This is a genomic window from Enterobacter cloacae complex sp. P42RS (assembly GCF_014930595.1).
Taxonomy (GTDB): domain Bacteria; phylum Pseudomonadota; class Gammaproteobacteria; order Enterobacterales; family Enterobacteriaceae; genus Enterobacter; species Enterobacter bugandensis.
In genome coordinates, this window is sequence record NZ_JADBRK010000001.1 from 368,476 (window position 1) to 386,010 (window position 17,535).

19 protein-coding genes are annotated in these 17,535 nt (G+C 56.0%); 14 read left to right on the top strand and 5 right to left on the bottom strand.

Annotated features, from left to right (window positions below; genetic code table 11):
• Positions 1-13: 13 nt before the first annotated feature.
• Positions 14-394: an MDR efflux pump AcrAB transcriptional activator MarA gene (gene marA / locus IM314_RS01685; protein WP_008502237.1), complete on the bottom strand. Its 381-nt coding sequence runs from the start codon at positions 392-394 to the stop codon at positions 14-16.
• Positions 395-414: 20 nt separating this feature from the next.
• The gene (marR, locus tag IM314_RS01690; protein ID WP_028013139.1) at positions 415-849 is read right to left on the bottom strand and encodes a multiple antibiotic resistance transcriptional regulator MarR; all 435 of its coding nucleotides are present in this window, start codon (positions 847-849) and stop codon (positions 415-417) included.
• A gap of 256 nt (positions 850-1,105) precedes the next feature.
• On the opposite strand from marR, the gene IM314_RS01695 reads away from it, so the two are divergent.
• On the top strand, positions 1,106-1,771 hold the full coding sequence (locus IM314_RS01695; protein ID WP_041909999.1) for a MarC family NAAT transporter: 666 nt from the start codon (positions 1,106-1,108) through the stop codon (positions 1,769-1,771).
• A gap of 46 nt (positions 1,772-1,817) precedes the next feature.
• Here IM314_RS01695 and IM314_RS01700 read toward each other — a convergent pair whose 3' ends face one another.
• Positions 1,818-3,014 carry a sugar transporter gene (locus tag IM314_RS01700; protein ID WP_047365168.1) on the bottom strand — a complete coding sequence of 399 codons (1,197 nt, stop codon included), beginning with the start codon at positions 3,012-3,014 and terminating at the stop codon, positions 1,818-1,820.
• Positions 3,015-3,191: 177 nt separating this feature from the next.
• Here IM314_RS01700 and IM314_RS01705 point away from each other — a divergent pair, with 177 nt between their 5' ends.
• The 3 genes from IM314_RS01705 (at position 3,192) to IM314_RS01715 (ending at position 5,374) form a co-directional block, all read left to right on the top strand.
• Positions 3,192-3,980: a PhzF family phenazine biosynthesis protein gene (locus IM314_RS01705; RefSeq protein WP_041909994.1), complete on the top strand. Its 789-nt coding sequence runs from the start codon at positions 3,192-3,194 to the stop codon at positions 3,978-3,980.
• Between the two features lie 26 nt (positions 3,981-4,006).
• Positions 4,007-4,801, top strand: coding sequence for a PhzF family phenazine biosynthesis protein (locus IM314_RS01710; protein WP_047365166.1), 795 nt, complete (start codon positions 4,007-4,009; stop codon positions 4,799-4,801).
• A 90-nt stretch (positions 4,802-4,891) separates the two neighbouring features.
• Entirely contained in the window at positions 4,892-5,374 is a 483-nt protein-coding gene (locus IM314_RS01715; protein WP_193358245.1) for a GNAT family N-acetyltransferase, read from the top strand.
• Here IM314_RS01715 and IM314_RS01720 read toward each other — a convergent pair.
• The gene (locus IM314_RS01720) at positions 5,328-6,206 is read right to left on the bottom strand and encodes a LysR family transcriptional regulator (RefSeq protein WP_028013145.1); all 879 of its coding nucleotides are present in this window, start codon (positions 6,204-6,206) and stop codon (positions 5,328-5,330) included. The genes IM314_RS01715 and IM314_RS01720 overlap by 47 nt on opposite strands.
• 98 nt (positions 6,207-6,304) lie before the next feature.
• On the opposite strand from IM314_RS01720, the gene sad reads away from it, so the two are divergent.
• From sad to IM314_RS01760, 8 genes are all read left to right on the top strand, one after another.
• Positions 6,305-7,693, top strand: coding sequence for a succinate-semialdehyde dehydrogenase (gene sad / locus IM314_RS01725; protein WP_193358244.1), 1,389 nt, complete (start codon positions 6,305-6,307; stop codon positions 7,691-7,693).
• A 107-nt stretch (positions 7,694-7,800) separates the two neighbouring features.
• Entirely contained in the window at positions 7,801-9,390 is a 1,590-nt protein-coding gene (locus IM314_RS01730) for a methyl-accepting chemotaxis protein (RefSeq protein WP_045630419.1), read from the top strand.
• A gap of 62 nt (positions 9,391-9,452) precedes the next feature.
• Entirely contained in the window at positions 9,453-10,379 is a 927-nt protein-coding gene (gene glsB, locus IM314_RS01735; protein WP_028013148.1) for a glutaminase B, read from the top strand.
• Positions 10,379-10,741, top strand: a complete 363-nt coding sequence (locus IM314_RS01740; protein ID WP_193358243.1) for a DUF4186 domain-containing protein — start codon at positions 10,379-10,381, stop codon at positions 10,739-10,741. Before glsB ends, IM314_RS01740 begins: the two co-directional genes overlap by 1 nt.
• A gap of 170 nt (positions 10,742-10,911) precedes the next feature.
• Complete coding sequence (locus IM314_RS01745) at positions 10,912-11,877, top strand: sensor domain-containing diguanylate cyclase (RefSeq protein WP_028013150.1); 966 nt, start codon at positions 10,912-10,914, stop codon at positions 11,875-11,877.
• 83 nt (positions 11,878-11,960) lie between these two features.
• Entirely contained in the window at positions 11,961-12,488 is a 528-nt protein-coding gene (locus IM314_RS01750) for a GNAT family N-acetyltransferase (protein ID WP_045630591.1), read from the top strand.
• A gap of 116 nt (positions 12,489-12,604) precedes the next feature.
• Positions 12,605-14,056 carry a tagaturonate reductase gene (locus IM314_RS01755; RefSeq protein WP_193358242.1) on the top strand — a complete coding sequence of 484 codons (1,452 nt, stop codon included), beginning with the start codon at positions 12,605-12,607 and terminating at the stop codon, positions 14,054-14,056.
• Between the two features lie 200 nt (positions 14,057-14,256).
• Positions 14,257-15,171, top strand: coding sequence for a bestrophin family protein (locus IM314_RS01760; protein WP_193358241.1), 915 nt, complete (start codon positions 14,257-14,259; stop codon positions 15,169-15,171).
• Here IM314_RS01760 and IM314_RS01765 read toward each other — a convergent pair.
• The gene (locus tag IM314_RS01765; RefSeq protein ID WP_048958212.1) at positions 15,159-15,707 is read right to left on the bottom strand and encodes a GNAT family N-acetyltransferase; all 549 of its coding nucleotides are present in this window, start codon (positions 15,705-15,707) and stop codon (positions 15,159-15,161) included. The two genes, IM314_RS01760 and IM314_RS01765, sit on opposite strands and share 13 nt — an antisense overlap.
• A 229-nt stretch (positions 15,708-15,936) precedes the next feature.
• Between IM314_RS01765 and IM314_RS01770 the strand changes: the two genes are divergently transcribed.
• Positions 15,937-16,377, top strand: a complete 441-nt coding sequence (locus IM314_RS01770; protein WP_153655873.1) for a GNAT family N-acetyltransferase — start codon at positions 15,937-15,939, stop codon at positions 16,375-16,377.
• 145 nt (positions 16,378-16,522) lie between these two features.
• On the top strand, positions 16,523-17,518 hold the full coding sequence (locus IM314_RS01775) for an alpha/beta fold hydrolase (protein ID WP_048958215.1): 996 nt from the start codon (positions 16,523-16,525) through the stop codon (positions 17,516-17,518).
• The last annotated feature ends 17 nt before the right edge of the window (positions 17,519-17,535 follow it).

Consider the following 17,535-nt stretch of genomic DNA (forward strand, 5'->3'; position numbering starts at 1 on the left):
TTACAGGCGATGATTAACTACAGTGTTTTAACGGATACAGGTAACGGGATTCACCCGGCACGCTGGTGATTCGGTACTTATGAGGCGGCACGTCAAAATAGTTCTTGAACGTACGCGTGAGGGTTTGCTGTGATTCAAATCCGTAACGCTCCGCCAGATAAAGGATCGGTTCATTGCTTTCTTTCAGTTTCTGGGCAATTTCCGTCAGCTTGCGGCTGCGAATATATTGACCTAATGAATGACCGGTCTCTTTTTTGAACATCCGTTGCAGGTGCCATTTGGAGTAACCTGAACGCTCAGACACTTTTTCAAGGGAGAGCGGCGATTCCAGGTTATCTTCGATCCAGTCCAAAATGCTATGAATAGTGATAGCGTCAGTATTGCGTCTGGACATCGTCATACCTCTTTTTCTGTTTACGGCAGTATTTTCTTCAGCAAAAGCTCAAGGGTAGCCACTTCATCTGCCGTTAAGTTTTTTGTTAGTTCCTGATGCAGTGTTTGTCCTACTAATTGATGACATTGCTCGCACATAGCCGCACCATCGCTGGTGAGCCTGACCAGTACGCCGCGTTTGTCATTCGGGTTAGGGCTTCGTTCTACCCATCCTTTGCAGACGAGACGATCGAGCATGCGGGTTAACGCACCCAGATCGACAGAGAGCACCTTTTTCAGCTCAACCGGCGTGATACACACTTCGCAGCGAATGGAACACAGCACTTTGAACTGTGTTGCGGTGATATCCAGCGGTGACAGGTAGTCATTGAGCAGGCGATCTTTTTTCTGGTTAACCATATGAATAAGACGACCCAGCGGAACAACGTCGTTAAAGATATCACTGGTGCTTTTCACAATGGTTGCCCTGGCAAGTAGTTTAATCACGGCAGATATTATTGCTCAGGCAAGTATAAGTCAACTGAATGAATCAGCCGATGCCACAAATTGCTAAAACGTTTCATGAACGATTTTTGCAACCTTTCAAATCAGGAAGATAACTAACGGGTATCGTTCCCAAAGGAAAACTATCGTTACGTTGCGCCGATGGCTGAACGTCACACTTTCACCCTATAATTGCGATGTTAAATGTGGATAAGGACAACAACGCACTATGTTGGATTTGATAAAAGCAATTGGTCTCGGGCTGGTGGTACTGCTGCCGTTAGCTAACCCGTTAACGACGGTGGCGCTGTTCCTGGGGCTGGCAGGGAATATGAACAGCGCCGAGCGCAACCATCAGTCGATGATGGCTTCGGTGTATGTGTTTGCCATTATGATGGTGGCCTACTACGCCGGGCAGTTGGTGATGAACACCTTCGGGATTTCAATTCCCGGGCTGCGTATAGCGGGCGGGCTGATTGTGGCCTTTATTGGCTTCCGCATGCTGTTCCCGGCGCAGAAAGCGCACGAGTCTCCGGAGGCAACCAGCAAATCAGAAGAGCTGGAGTCCGAACCGAGCGCGAATATTGCTTTTGTACCGCTGGCCATGCCGAGTACGGCCGGGCCGGGAACCATCGCGATGATCATCAGTTCTGCATCGACGGTGCGCGACAGCTCTACCTTCCCGGACTGGGTACTGACCGTTGCGCCACCGCTAATTTTTGCGCTTATTGGGGTTATCGTGTGGGCGTCTCTGCGCAGTTCCGGTGCGATCATGCGCTGGGTGGGCAAGGGCGGTATCGAGGCGATTTCCCGTCTGATGGGCTTCTTACTGGTCTGTATGGGCGTGCAGTTTATTATTAACGGCGTGCTGGAGATTATTAAGACCTACCACTGATGTCATTGCCGGGTGGCGGCTACGCCTTGCCCGGCACAAACGCACCTTACCCGTGCTGCCCCTGTTCCTCCAGCGCCACCGGCCACTTGCGGAAGATGAGTACCGACCAGACGAGCGCGACGAGCGCCGGAATCGCCCCCAGATAGCCAATCGCCGACATCGATACGTGCAGGCTAATCTGATTGCCCACCAGCGCCCCCGCGCCAATCCCCAGATTGAATATCCCCGAAAACAGCGACATCGCCACGTCCGTGGCATCCGGCGCCAGGGCCAGGACTTTCACCTGCATGCCGAGACCAATAATCATGATCGCCACGCCCCAGAACAGGCTCAGGATCGCCAGCTGGCTTTCGCTGCCTGACGCAGGCAGCAGCAGCACCAGGCACGCCAGCAGCAGGCCGATGGCGCTGCTCACCAGCAAGGAGGCATGCTGATTACCCAGTTTACCAAACAGCACGCTGCCAATAATGCCCGCGCCGCCGAGAATGAGCAGTAAGAGGGTGGCAAAGTTTGCGCTAAAGCCCGCGACCACCTGCACAAACGGTTCAATATAGCTGTACGCCGTGTAGTGCGCGGTGACCACGATAACGGTAAGCAGGTAGATACTCAGCAGCGCCGGGCGACGCATCAGCAGCGGCAGGCTTTTCAGCGAGCCGGAGTGTTCGCTTGGCAGCGCGGGCAGCAGCTTAATCAGACACACCAGCGTCACCAGCGCGCCCATGCCGATGGCAAAGAAGGTAGTACGCCAGCCGAAGTACTGTCCCACGATGCGGCCAATGGGCAGCCCCAGCACCATCGCCAGCGCGGTACCGGTGGCAATCAGGCTCAAGGCCTGGGCGCGTTTACCCGCCGGCGCGAGCCGAATAGCCAGCGATGCGGTGATGGACCAGAACACCGCGTGGGCAAAGGCAATGCCGATGCGGCTAATGACCAGCACCGTAAAATTCCACGCCATAAACGACAGGACATGGCTGGCAATGAACAGGGCAAACAGGCCGATCAACAGCCTGCGCCGCTCCATCTGGCTGGTCAGCAACATAAACGGCAAAGACATCAGCGCCACCACCCAGGCGTAGATAGTTAACATAATCCCCACCTGCGCCGTTTCCATCTGGAAGCTTTCTGCTATGTCAGACAACAGCCCAACCGGAACAAATTCTGTGGTGTTAAAAATAAATGCGGCAATGGCCAGCGTGACCACGCGTAGCCATGCGATCCTGCGGGAAACTGTGTTCGTTGTCATAGGGATGTCGGAGATTCGTTGCTGGAAAGATGAGAAGGCGATCTTAAAACGCCATACGGCGAAAACTCAACCATTATGTGACGCAGATCTCAATATTTACCTTATGAAAGCGGTAGCCGGGGGCGTTGTTTTCATTGAATATAAAAGTACAACACAGCACAGACAGGCGGTAAGACAATGCAGGAGATTGATTTTTATCTGGTAGATGCATTCAGCAATACCTCGTTCGGCGGCAATCCGGCAGCGGTTTGCCCGCTGAACGAATGGCTGCCGGATGAAACGTTACTGAAAATGGCGCAGCAGCATAATCAGTCGGAAACCGCATTTTTCGTCTGCACTAAGGGCGGCATTGAGCTACGCTGGTTTACCACGCTCACTGAAGTCAATCTCTGCGGTCACGCCACCCTGGCTGCCGCGTACGTTCTGTTTAATGAACTCGATTACCCCGACTCGCGGATCCACTTTGATACCGCCTCTGGCCGACTGACGGTCAGCCGGGAGGGAGAGTGGATGACGCTGGACTTCCCGGCGTGTCCGACCCGAGAAGAGACGCCGCCGCCGGAGATGCTCGCGGCGCTCGGTATCCGCCATTATGTTGAAGCCCGTAAAGGCCGCGCCTGGGTGATTGTGCTGGAAAATCCCCGGCAGGTTGAAGCGCTTGCGCCGCGCTTTTCGGCGATGACGCCGGGCGAGCATAAAGTGAGCGTGACGGCACCGGGTGAAGGGGAATATGACTTTGTCAGCCGCTTCTTCTCACCGGGCGTTGCCGTTCCGGAAGATCCTGTGACTGGATCCGCGCACACGATGCTGATCCCCTACTGGAGCAAAAAGCTGGGGAAAACGGCAATGTTTGCCCGTCAGGTTTCGGCGCGCGGCGGGGATGTGCGCTGCGAGCTGAAAGGGGAGCGCGTATTGATGAGCGGTCAAGCGTCGTGCTACCTGAAAGGCACTGTGTATCTGCGCTAAAACTGATAACAAAAGAGGAAGAGACAATGCGGGAAATTGATTTTTATCTGGTGGATGCCTTCAGCGACAAAACCTTTGGTGGCAACGCGGCAGCGGTATGTCCTCTGGAAGAGTGGCTGCCGGACGAGACGCTTCTCAAAATGGCACAGCAGCATAATCAGTCGGAAACCGCGTTTTTTGTGCGAACCGACGACGGATTTGAACTGCGCTGGTTCACCACGCTGCATGAAATTAACCTCTGCGGCCATGCGACCCTCGCGGCATCACACGTCATTTTTGAGTATCTGGACTATCCGCATACGGAAATCCACTTTTCCACGCGCTTCGTGGGGGAGCTGACGGTCAAACGTAGCGGCGACTGGCTGACGCTGAATTTCCCCGCATGGTCCACGGAGGTCGTCGATAACCCACCGCCTGCACTGTTTAGCGCGCTGGGCATCCCGGCGGCAAAAGAGGTGCGCGTCGGGCGAGACTACGTCGTGGTGCTGGAGAGCCAGCAGCAGGTGGAGGCATTAACGCCGGATATTGGCGCGATGGTTCCGCTGGGCAAAATGGTCTGCGTAACCGCGCCGGGCGAAGGGGAATATGACTTCGTCAGCCGCTTTTTCTGCCCGGGCGAAGGGGTGCCGGAAGATCCGGTTACCGGGTCCACGCACAGCATGCTGATCCCCTACTGGAGTGAAAGGCTGGGTAAGACGTCGCTCAATGCCCGCCAGGTGTCGTACCGCGGCGGGGATCTGCGCTGCGAGCTGAAGGGCGACCGCGTACTCATTGCCGGTCAGGCCACCCTGTACCTGAAAGGGCGGATTTTTTTACGCTAGCGGCTACGCGATAAGTTAATACTATGAAGCAGCCTGGCAGGCCTGCGCTATGTTGACATTGAGTTTCACAAATAAAGCAAGGAGCCTGCCATGTATTCCATTACCTCTGAATCTGCACGTCACCCGGACATTCTTATGCTGATTGCGGCACTCGACCGTTATCAGAGCGAACTGTATCCCGCCGAAAGCAACCATCTGCTCGATCTTTCAGAACTGCCCGCGACATCCCTTATCCTGATGATCGTCCGCGACACGCAGCTTCAGGCCGTTGGCTGTGGAGCTATCGTGCTCAACGGCGACGGAACGGGGGAGATGAAGCGGGTCTATATCGATCCGGCCCATCGCGGGCAACATCTGGCTGAGAAGCTGCTGGCCGCGCTGGAAGATGAGGCCCAGAGCCGTCACTGCCATACCGTACGGCTGGAAACGGGCATCAAACAGCATGCCGCGATTCGTCTTTATGAACGAAGCGGCTACGATCGGCGTTCGGCGTTTGCCCCGTATGTGGACGATCCGCTTAGCCTTTTTATGGTGAAGGCGCTGGTTGAAGACGTTCGTTTAGCAGCGCTATAAAGGCTTCCAGCTGGCGGGTCATCGCCCCGCGTCGCCACACCAGCCAGGTAGTGAGCCAGCGCCAGTTTTCCGCCAGCGGCCAGGCTTCAACCTGATGGTGGCCTGGCATACTTTCCAGCATTGAGCGCGGCATCAGCGCGATGCCCGCGCCCGCGATGACGCAGGCGAGCATGCCGTGATAGGACTCCATCTCATGAATGCGTCCCGGCGCGGCTCTGTCTGCATGAAACCAGCTCTCCAGGTGTCGGCGATACGAGCAGTTTGCGCGAAAAGCATAAACATCGCTGCCGCTCACCTGCGCAGCGCGCGTTACCTCCGTCTGCCCGGCAGGGGTGACCAGCATCATCTCTTCCCGGTAGACCGGCATCCCCTCCAGCTCCGGGTGCGACAGCGGCCCGTCGACAAAGGCGGCGCTCAGGGTTCCCTCCAGTACGCCATCAATCATCGTCCCGGACGGCCCGGTAGAAAGGGCAAACTGGATGCGCGGATAGCGCTGGTTAAACTGCGCCAGCGTCTCAGGGATGCGCACGGCGGCGGTGCTCTCCAGCGCGCCAAGGGCAAACAGCCCCTGCGGCTCATCGCCCGCGACGACCATGCGCGCTTCATCCACCAGCGCCAGGATCTGTCTGCTGTAGCGCAGGAAGTTATGCCCGGCGGGAGATAAGCGCAAGCGCTGGTTCTCACGAATAAACAGCTCCACGCCAAGATCGGCCTCCAGCTGGCGGATGCGGGTCGTCAGATTAGAAGGAACGCGATGCACCTTCTGCGCCGCCTGGGTGATGCTGCCCGTCAGCGCGACGGCGTTAAACATTTCAAGCTGGGTTAAGTCCATAGCATTCTCGTTTCGTGAATAAGGTGGTCAGTATTATTCATTTTTAAGAAATAGCAGAGTGAGCCACACTTAATCAACCGAAATGCGTGGAGAACATCATGAAATATTCATCTGCTACACATGCTCTGTCCGTTAACCCTGCAACGGGTGAAACGCTCGCCTCATATCCGTGGGCGACGCAGGAAGAGGTTGAACGTGCCATCGCGCTGGCTGATGCGGGCTTTCGTCACTGGCGGTGCGAAAGCGTAGCCCACCGGGCGCAGAAGCTGCGCGATCTCGGCACCGCGCTGCGCGGTCGCGCGGAAGAGATGGCCCGGATGATGTCCCGCGAGATGGGAAAACCCATTCAGCAGGCGCGGGCGGAAGTGGCGAAATCAGCGGGCCTTTGCGACTGGTATGCCGAACATGGCCCGGCGATGCTGAATGCTGAACCCACGCAGGTCGAGAATGACAACGCTGTCATCGAGTATCGTCCGCTGGGGCCAATTCTGGCGGTGATGCCGTGGAACTTCCCGCTCTGGCAGGTGCTGCGCGGCGCGGTGCCGATCCTGCTGGCAGGTAACAGCTATCTGCTCAAACACGCGCCCAACGTGCTTGGCTCGGCGGAACTTATCGCGCAGATTTTTGCGGACGCCGGCTTCCCTGAAGGGGTATTCGGCTGGGTGAACGCCACCAATGACGGCGTAAGCCAGGCGATTAACGATCGTCGCATTGCGGCGGTAACCGTCACCGGCAGCGTGCGCGCCGGGGCAGCCATTGGCGCGCAGGCGGGGGCGGCGCTGAAAAAATGCGTTCTTGAGCTGGGGGGTTCTGACCCGTTCATCGTTCTCAACGATGCCGACCTGGATCTTGCCGTGAAGGCGGCGGTAGCAGGGCGCTACCAGAATACCGGGCAGGTGTGCGCGGCGGCCAAACGGTTCATTGTGGAAGAGGGTATTGCAGACACCTTTACACGACGCTTCGTTGACGCCGTCGCCGCGTTAAAGATGGGCTCGCCGGATGAAGAAGAGAACTACCTTGGCCCGATGGCGCGCTATGATCTGCGCGATGAACTGCATCAGCAGGTGCAGGCGAGCCTGGCAGAAGGGGCAACGCTGCTGCTGGGGGGAGAGAAAATCAGCGGTGAGGGGAATTATTACGCGCCAACCGTGCTGGCGAACGTTACCCCGTCGATGACGGCCTTCCGCCAGGAGCTGTTTGGTCCGGTCGCGGCCATTACCGTTGCGAAAGACGCGGCGCACGCCCTGACGCTTGCCAATGACAGCGACTTTGGCCTGTCTGCCACGGTCTTCACCGCCGACGCAGCGCTTGCGGATAAATTCTCTCGCGAGCTGGAGTGCGGTGGGGTGTTTATCAACGGATACAGCGCCAGCGACGCGCGCGTGGCCTTTGGTGGCGTGAAGAAAAGTGGCTTTGGCCGCGAGCTTTCCCATTTTGGTTTGCACGAGTTCTGTAATGTGCAGACGGTGTGGAAGGATCGCGTGTAATTTATTTGGCCCTCATCACGAGGGCCGTTGTCATTTATCTGCAATGGTTCTGTCATTTTCGTTTCGTAGACTCGCACGCGTCTAACGTCTTGTTACTGAAGAAAATTATGAACCTAACGCAAATTTTTCGCCGTATTGCGCAGCGTCTTATCCCTCGCCAGTTTGGCCTGCTGACGGGTATCTTTTGTATTATTGGCCTTTTCTCCGCGCTGCAGCTCTCCTCATCCTTTCTGCTGAACGCCTCCCTGAAGGAAGCTCAGCGCAATGAACGACAAAACCTGCTGGTGTATCAGCAGCAGAGCAAGCTGGATCTGGCGCGCGTCTCTCTGCTGGCGGCGAGCGATCTGCTCAACCGCTCCGGCGTCTGGTTTATGCAGGATAAAGAAACCGGCTCGGAAGGAAGCTGGCACAGCCTGATGGACGACGCACAAAAGTCGCTGGCGGTTTCTCAGCAGGCATGGAAGGCCTGGCTGGCGCTCAGCCCGCCAAAAGATGAGGCGCTGATTAACAGTTACCAGCTTTTCTACGATGCCATTAAGGAGCAATCGGAAGCGCTTGTCAGAACCAACTCCATTGATGCCTTTTTTGCCGTGCCGGCACAGGCGTTTCAGACCGACTTTAACGACAACTACGCGCGCTATCAGCAGGCCAGCGAGAAGCAGGCCATGCAAGGGCGTCAGGCCTTAATGGCGCAGCTCTCCGGTCTGCAAACGTTGTTCCTGCTGGCGCCGGTTCTGCTGCTCGCCATCGCCGCAGCCGTCTGGTTCGGCATGTCCAGGTGGGTGATTACGCCGTTGCGTCGGCTTATTGCACATATTAACCGGCTGGCCGCTGGTGATCTCTCCGGCACGCCGCCAAACGTGATGCGCTTTAACCGGGAGACGGGGCAGCTTAGCGACAGCGTTGCCACCATGCAGCGCGGCCTGCAGCAGCTGGTGACGCAGGTCAGCCACGCCACAGCCACGATGGTGGAGAACATTGGCTCCCTCGCGGAGGGAAACCAGAAGCTGTACCAGCAGTCGGCGCGACAGGCAAAGGAGCTGGAGGAGGTCACAGCGCATATCGCGGCGCTGGAAACCCACGTGGAAGGGAATACCGGCTATGCCCGGCTCGCCAGCTCGCGCGCGGATGAAGCGCGTCAGGCTGCCGTAGGAGGCGACCAGATGATGTCGACCGTGAATGCCTCCATGCAGGCGATCGTCGAGCGATCGTCAGAGATGCGCGGGATCGTGGCGATGATCGACAGCGTGGCGTTTCAGACTAACATTCTGGCGCTCAACGCCGCCATTGAGGCCGCCCATGCCGGAAACCAGGGGCGCGGGTTTGCCGTCGTCGCCCGGGAAGTCGGGCTCCTGGCGCGAAAGAGCAGCCACTCGACGCAGACTATTCAGGAGTTGATCAACCGCTCCGTGCAGGGCATTGAAGACGGCTCCCGCGCCGTGAATCTGATGGAAGAGAATCTGCAGCAGGTCACCGGTCTGGTGGGCAATTTAAGCAGTTTGCTGAATGAAATCTCGACCGCTACCCTCAGTCAGGGAGAAAGTATTCACCAGATGACGCGCCAGCTACAGGCACTGAATCAGGTCTCGCGCCAGACGGATCTGCTGGTTTCTGACGCCTCTGAGGCCTCTGAACGCCTGCAAAAGCAGTCCGATCTTTTATTGCAGGCCGTTTCGCGTTTTCGTCTTAGCGCCTGACGCAATACATTAGCCTCTGTTATACTCGCAGCCCGTTTTAGCCTGAGGGCAAGGAGCAAAGAGTGGCTGCGGTCATCCATAATGAGATGCTGGACGAGATTCTGGCGCAGGTTCGTCCGTTATTAGGAAAGGGGAAGGTGGCCGACTACATTCCGGCCCTTGCCTCGGTGAGCGGGAATAAGCTGGGCATCGCTATCTGTACCATAGACGGACAGCGATACCAGGCAGGCGATGCCACTGAACGCTTTTCTATTCAGTCTATTTCTAAAGTGCTGAGTCTGGTCGCGGCGATGCGCCAGTATGAGGAAGAAGAGATCTGGCAGCGCGTGGGAAAAGATCCGTCCGGCCAGCCCTTTAACTCACTGCTTCAGCTCGAAATCGAGCAGGGTAAACCGCGTAACCCCTTTATCAACGCCGGGGCGCTGGTGGTCTGCGATATGCTGCAAAGCCGCCTCAGCGCACCGCGTCAGCGAATGCTTGAGATTGTTCGTCAGCTTTCTGGCGTGGACGATATTGCCTATGATTCGGTGGTGGCGCGCTCGGAGTTTGAACACTCCGCCCGCAACGCGGCTATCGCCTGGCTGATGAAATCCTTCGGTAACTTCCACAACGACGTGGCGACCGTGCTGCAAAACTACTTCCATTACTGCGCCCTGAAGATGAACTGCGTTGAGCTGGCCCAGACGTTTCTGTTCCTTGCGCACCAGGGGCACGCGCCGCATCTCGATCAGGAGGTGGTTTCCCCGCTTCAGGCGCGTCAGGTTAACGCCCTGATGGCTACCAGCGGCATGTATCAGAACGCCGGGGAGTTTGCCTGGCGGGTTGGCCTTCCGGCCAAATCGGGCGTTGGCGGCGGGGTGGTGGCGATTGTGCCGCATGAAATGGCGATTGCCGTCTGGAGCCCGGAGCTGGATGAAACGGGAAATTCACTTGCCGGCGTGGCGGTTCTGGAGAAGCTGACCCAGCGCCTGGGACGTTCTGTATACTGATGTCTGACCTGGATCGCCTCTTTTCCCGCCTGGCGCGATCGACGTTTCGCTCGCGCTTCCGCTTGGACAATAAGGAACGACAGTACTGCTGGGACAAAGGCGCCGAAACCATTGACGAGCATGCCGCCGATTTTGTCGCTAAACGCCTTGCACCCGCGCAACCCGCAAACGACGGCAAGCAGACGCCCATGCGTGGCCACCCGGTGTTTATCGCCCAGCATGCCACCGCGACCTGCTGCCGGGGCTGTCTGGCAAAATGGCATAACATTCCCCAGGGCGTGCAGCTGAGCGCGCAGCAGCAACATTATATCGTCAGCGTGATCCACCGCTGGCTGGTGATACAGATGAACGTCCAAAAATGATATTTAATGCGTTCTGCGCTTGCCGCCTGCAGCCTTGTACCCGGCTGGCGGACGAGCAAATTGTCATAACGCATTGACGTGAAATGGATAGCGGCTTAACAGGACGTCGAACGCTGACAATGTCTCGGTTTAAGCTACGCTTTGAGTAACGCTTTACGTCAGGAGACATTATGAAAGCACCTGCAACACCTGAAAATGAAATTGACAGACTTAACGCGCTGCGCGAATCGGGTCTGCTTGAGATTGACAGTTCCCCGGCGTTTGACCGCTTAACGCGTCTGGCAAAACGCTTTTTCCAGGTACCGCTGGCCATGGTCAACCTTATTGATGAGCATACGCTGATCGTTAAGTCGGCGGATGGGCAGGCACCCGACTCCGTTCCGCGCAACATCTCTTTTTGTGGCCATACCATCCTCACCGAAGCACCGCTGATCGTCGGGGATATGCTTCAGGACGATCGTTTTGCAGATAACCCGCTGGTGGCCGGCGAACCTCGCGTGCGGTTTTACGCAGGCTTTCCGCTGCGTTTACGCAACGGCGCAAGCGTTGGCTCGCTTTGCCTGATTGACTACGCACCGCGGGAGTTCTCAGCGACCGATCTCGCCGTGCTGGGGGATTTGGGCGCGCTGGCTGAAGATGAGTTTGCGGCAATCAGCGCGGCGACCACGGATGAATTGACCGGATTATTCAACCGACGGGGCTTTAACCAGCTCGTGCGGTTCACGCTCTCCATCGCCCGACGCCGGGCGGAGCCGTTAACGCTCGGCTGGCTGGATCTGGATCGTTTCAAGGAGATTAACGATCGCTACGGGCACGAAGAGGGGGATAAGGCGTTAAAGACCATGGCGCAGCTGATGCGCGCCTCTTTCCGCGAAGCGGATATGCTGGTTCGTTTTGGTGGCGATGAGTTTGCCGTGCTGTTTGCTGATACGGATGAGAAGGGCGCGTGGATTGCCATGCAGTATCTTGCCGAGCAGGTCGAAAACTACAATGCACGCAAGCTACATCCGTGGTCGCTTCTGTTCTCCTGGGGGCTGAGCGAATTCGATCATAACGGCAACGACCTGCAGCAGTGGCTTAAAGATGCCGATGAAAAAATGTATGCCATGAAGCAGCAGCGGCAGCGGGCCAGATGACATAACAAAAGCGTATGACCGTTCCGTTTGCGTTAATGAAATGTTAAATGCAAAGTGAGGGTATTCAACGTAAGGACAAAAAAATGAATACCTCACTGCACATCAAAAACCTCACCCGCGACGACATTCTCACCCATCTTGATGCGCTGGCCGGGATCCTCGAAAACTGCGTAAACGGCGGCGCATCCGTCAGCTTTATGCTGCCCTTTAACCTGGAGAAGGCCCGTTCATTCTGGCTCGGCATAGCTGACAGCGTAGGGCGCAACGAGCGCGTGGTGCTGGCCAGTATTGATCCGCAGGAGGGTGTCATCGGCACGGTGCAACTGATTACCGACCAGCCGGAAAACCAGCCGCACCGTGCGGACGTGGCAAAGCTGCTGGTTCATGAAAAAGCGCGTCGAAAAGGGGCCGCAATGGCGCTGATGGAAGCGCTGGAAGCTGAGGCCCGGGCCAGAAACATTTCGGTTCTGGTGCTCGATACCTCCACCGGCAGCGGCGCCGAAACCTTCTACCAGCGTGCCGGCTGGCAAAAGGTCGGTGAGATCCCGCGCTACGCCCTGATGCCGGACGGCGCTATGACGGCCACGTCGGTGTTCTATAAATTCTTATAATTTTTTCACAACCACGCCGGGGATTGATCGAAACAGGGTTTCTGGTCGTAAAGTTTTGATAAGTTATCGTACCAATCTTATCAGGCTGTATGACCAACCCTAAAAGGAACCCTCTTGTGAACACGCTCAACCGTCGTGATTTTCCCGGTGCGCAGTATCCCGAACGCATTATTCAGTTTGGCGAAGGCAATTTCCTGCGTGCGTTTGTCGACTGGCAAATTGACCTTTTGAATGAACATACCGATCTCAACGCCGGTGTGGTTATCGTTCGTCCTATTCAAAGCGACTTCCCGCCGTCGCTGAACACGCAGGATGGGTTGTACACCACCATCATTCGTGGCCTGAATGAGCAGGGCGAAGAGGTGAGCGAAGCCCGACTTATCCGCTCTGTTAACCGTGAAATCAGCGTCTACGACGATTACGACGCCTTTCTGAAACTGGCACACAGTCCGGATATGCGCTTTGTTTTCTCGAACACCACCGAAGCCGGAATCAGCTATCACGCGGGGGATAAATTCGACGATGCGCCAGCCGTCAGCTACCCGGCGAAGCTAACGCGCCTGCTGTTTGAGCGCTTTAGCCACTTTAACGGCGCGCCTGACAAGGGCTGGGTTATCATTCCGTGTGAACTGATTGACTACAACGGTGACGCATTGCGTGAACTTGTGTTGCGCTATGCCCAGGAGTGGGCGCTGCCTGCCGCCTTTATCCAGTGGCTGAACGAGGCAAATCACTTCTGCTCGACGCTGGTTGACCGTATCGTAACCGGTTACCCGCGGGATGAAGTGGACACGCTAGAGGCCGAGCTGGGTTATCACGATGGGTTCCTGGACACGGCTGAACACTTTTATCTGTTTGTAATTCAGGGCCCAGGCTCGCTGGCTGGTGAACTGCGCCTGGATAAGTACCCGTTAAACGTGCTGATTGTCGACGACATCAAGCCCTATAAAGAGCGTAAAGTCGCCATTCTTAACGGTGCGCACACGGCGCTGGTACCGGTGGCCTATCAGGCCGGGCTGGATACGGTTGGCGAGACGATGAATGATGAAGACGTGTGCGCTTTCGTCGAAAAAGCAATTTATGAGGAGATTATTCCGGTTCTCGATTTGCCCCGCGACGAACTGGAGTCGTTCGCCAGCGCGGTAACGGGGCGTTTTCGAAATCCCTACATCAGACACCAGCTGCTTTCCATCGCGCTCAACGGCATGACAAAGTATCGCACGCGTATTCTTCCGCAGCTGCTGGCAGGGCAGAAGTCCTCAGGTCAACTGCCAGCGCGTCTGACGTTTGCGTTAGCGGCACTGATCGCATTTTATCGCGCGGAGCGTAACGGAGAGAACTATCCGGTGCAGGATGATGCGTTCTGGCTGGAACGTTATCTACAGCTATGGGCGCAGCATCGTGATAATCAAATCGCTACCCGCGAATTGGTGCACGCCGTGCTGAGCGTAGAAGCGCACTGGGAGCAGGACCTGACGAAGGTGGACGGTCTGGTTGACCAGGTGACGCGGGATCTTGATGCCATTCTGCTGAAGGGCATGCGTGCAGCGGTGAAGCCGCTTTGCTAATTACGTGACCCGGCTTCGGCCGGGTTTAAACAGGCATTATTTTAGTTACAACATACTATTTATCCTGTTTTTAAAATCAAATGCAGCACCGTGCGGTTTTCATTCTTCAGGTGAGAGAATGCAATGTTCCGTTAACATGCTTGCAACCGTGATGGGGATCACGTTTAATAGCCACGCTCTTTTCTTGCCTGAATCTCACTATGATTGTTCGTCCTAAACAGCACTGGCTACAACTGATTTTTGTCTGGCACGGTTCGGTACTCCCCAAAATCTATACCCGACTGCTGCTCAACTTCCTGCTTTCTATCGCCGTTATCCTGATGCTGCCGTGGTATACCTCGCTGGGCATCAAATTTACCGTGGCGCCATTTAGCATTCTCGGCGTGGCGATCGCAATCTTTCTTGGTTTCAGAAACAACGCCTGCTATTCACGCTACGTTGAGGCTCGCCAGCTGTGGGGGCAACTGATGATAGCGGCACGCTCGCTGTTTCGCGAGGTAAAAAACACCTTGCCGGACGATAAGCACCTGGGGGAATTTGTCCGCCTGCAGATCGCCTTTGCCAACTGCCTGCGCATGACCCTGCGCCGGCAAATGAACGCTGACCAGCTCTCTCGCTATCTTGCCCCTGACGTTTTAGCTCAGGTAATGGGCGCCAACTCGCCGGCGAACCGTATTTTGCTGGTCATGGGGGAGTGGCTGGCCGTGCGGCGGCGTAACGGGCAGCTTTCGGACATCCTATTCCACAGCCTGAACAACCGCCTCAACGATATGTCCATCGTCCTTTCCGGCTGTGAACGGATTGCGACAACGCCAGTGCCGTTTGCCTATACGCTGATTTTGCACCGCACTGTGTATCTGTTCTGCATCATGCTGCCGTTCGCGCTGGTTGTGGATCTGCACTACATGACGCCGTTTGTCTCGGCGCTGATCTCATACACCTTCATCTCGCTGGACACCCTGGCGGAAGAGCTGGAAGACCCGTTTGGCACAGAAGATAACGACCTTCCGCTGGACGCCATCTGCAACATGATGGAACGCGATCTGCTGCAGATGAACGATGAAGAGAACATTCCGGAAAGGCTGATGCCGGATAAGCACTATCAGCTGACCTGATGGGCGTTCCACTCGTCGCGGGTGATCTCCCACAGTTCGGAGTCCAATATCCCGCTGACGTAGGCTTTCTTTTCCGTTCTGATGAGCCGCATGCCGCTGCTGTCTGAAATACGACGGGAGCGGCTGTTCGCGGCGGCCTTCGGCGCCCGCAAAACGGGTTTGTTGAGCGTATTAAACCAGTAATCCGTCGCGGCAATGCTGGCCTCACGCATATATCCCTGTCCCTGAAACTCCGGCGCCAGCCAGAATCCGCGGTTATTATCGTCAACATCGTACAGACAGATAATCCCCATCAACGCATCCGGCACCTCACGACGGCGAATGCTCCAGATCCAGGCTATCCCTTTTGCCATATCCGGCAGCGCGACGTTATTCACATAGTTTTCCGCGCCATTATCCGGGTAGGGCCAGGGCACGGAAGAGACCAAATAGCGGACGATCTCCCAGCGCGGATACAGCTTTTGAATCTGAACCGCATCTTCGGCGACCAGCGGTTTCAGCAGGAGACGTTCTGTCGTGAGGGCCGGTATTGTCATCTGCGGATCTCCTTATTTAAGCGTTATGTTTTTGTTTGCGTTCTGGTATTTTCATCTCTATCACATTCTGGTGAGGCGTGCTGTGGTTATTCACTACCAAAAATGGGCAACCTCTCTTTAATGGCAAAATATTGTTGTGACGTTGCGCGAAAACTATCATCACTCGCGTATGGCGGGGGCTGATTTACGCTGTTTTGAAATGGTAATCGACTTGTAATGTGAGGAACGCATGGCTGTCACGGTAAGACCTCTACGCGAAGACGACTATTCCCAGTGGCGACCGCTGTGGGATGGCTATACCCATTTTTATGATTGCTACCTTGAAGAGTCTGTTACCACATCGACATGGGAAAGGGCGCTCTCAGCGCATTCACCGATGTTCTGCCGCGTGGTAGAGAAAGACGCAAAGGTCATCGGTTTCGCAATGTGTGTTCTGCACGAAGGAACCTGGTCGACCGCGCCCATCTGCTACCTGGAAGATCTGTTTGTTGATGCAGCCGAGCGCGGCGCGGGAGCGGGTAAGGCGCTTATTGATGCCTTGATAGTGGAAGGCAAGCGCGAAGGGTGGTCAAAGCTTTACTGGGTTACCCGGGAGAACAATCCGGCACGTAAACTCTACGATCGATACGGTGACGCTGACGATTACGTCCGCTATCGTCTCTCCCTTTAAGGCAAAAACGCCTGTGTTTGTATCACACTGTATCCGTGTTCCAGATACATACACAGGCTTGCAATAAACGCGTTTCCGCACATATCCGCTATACATTGAACTGTTGTTATATCCCCGTGAATTGTACTCAACCGGAGATACCAACATGTTCAGCAAACTCGCTTATTCAACGCTTGCTCTCACCGTTTCCCTTGGCACCGTCATGTCATGTCAGGCCGAAGTCACCGGCACTAACTTAGCGGCGGCTTTCGATCGTCCACAGCAAATTAACGCCGGCGATCTTAACGTCGGGTATGTCGACATTGGTCCTAAAGACGGCCAACCGGTCATTCTGTTACACGGCTGGCCCTACGATATTCACAGCTACGCTGAAGTCGCGCCTGCGCTGGCGGCAAAAGGCTACCGCGTGATTGTGCCTTCTCTGCGCGGCTACGGCACTACGCGCTTCCTGTCGGCAAAAACGCCGCGCAACGGCCAGCCTTCCGCGATGGCGAAAGATATCGTGAATCTGATGGACGCCCTGAATATCAAGCAGGCGGTGTTTGCAGGCTATGACTGGGGTGCCCGTACGGCCGATATCGTTGCGGCGCTGTGGCCAGAGCGCGTTAAGTCGCTCGTTTCGGTAAGCGGTTATCTCATCAGCAGCCAGCAGATTGGTAAACAGCCGTTGCCGCCAAAAGCGGAGCAGCAGTGGTGGTATCAGTTCTATTTCGCCACCGAGCGCGGCGCTGAAGGCTATGCCAAAAACACGCATGACTTCGCTCGTTTGATCTGGTCTCAGGCCTCACCTGACTGGAAATTTAGCGACGCTGTCTTTAACGCCAGCGCCAAATCCCTTGATAACCCGGATCACGTTGCGGTAACGCTCAGCAACTATCGCTGGCGCTTAGGGCTGGAAAAAGGCGAGCGCAAATACGACGCCTACGAGCAAAAACTGGCCACGCTGCCGAATATCACCGTTCCGACGATCACCATCGAAGGCGGAAACAACGGGGCGCCGCATCCGGCACCGCAGGCCTACGCGGGTAAATTCACCGGTAAGTATGAACACCGTACATTCGGCGCAACCGTGGGGCACAATCCGCCTCAGGAAGATCCGCAGGATTTCGTCAAGGCAGTTGTTGACGCTGACAAACTCTGAAATGTGCTATTTTCAGT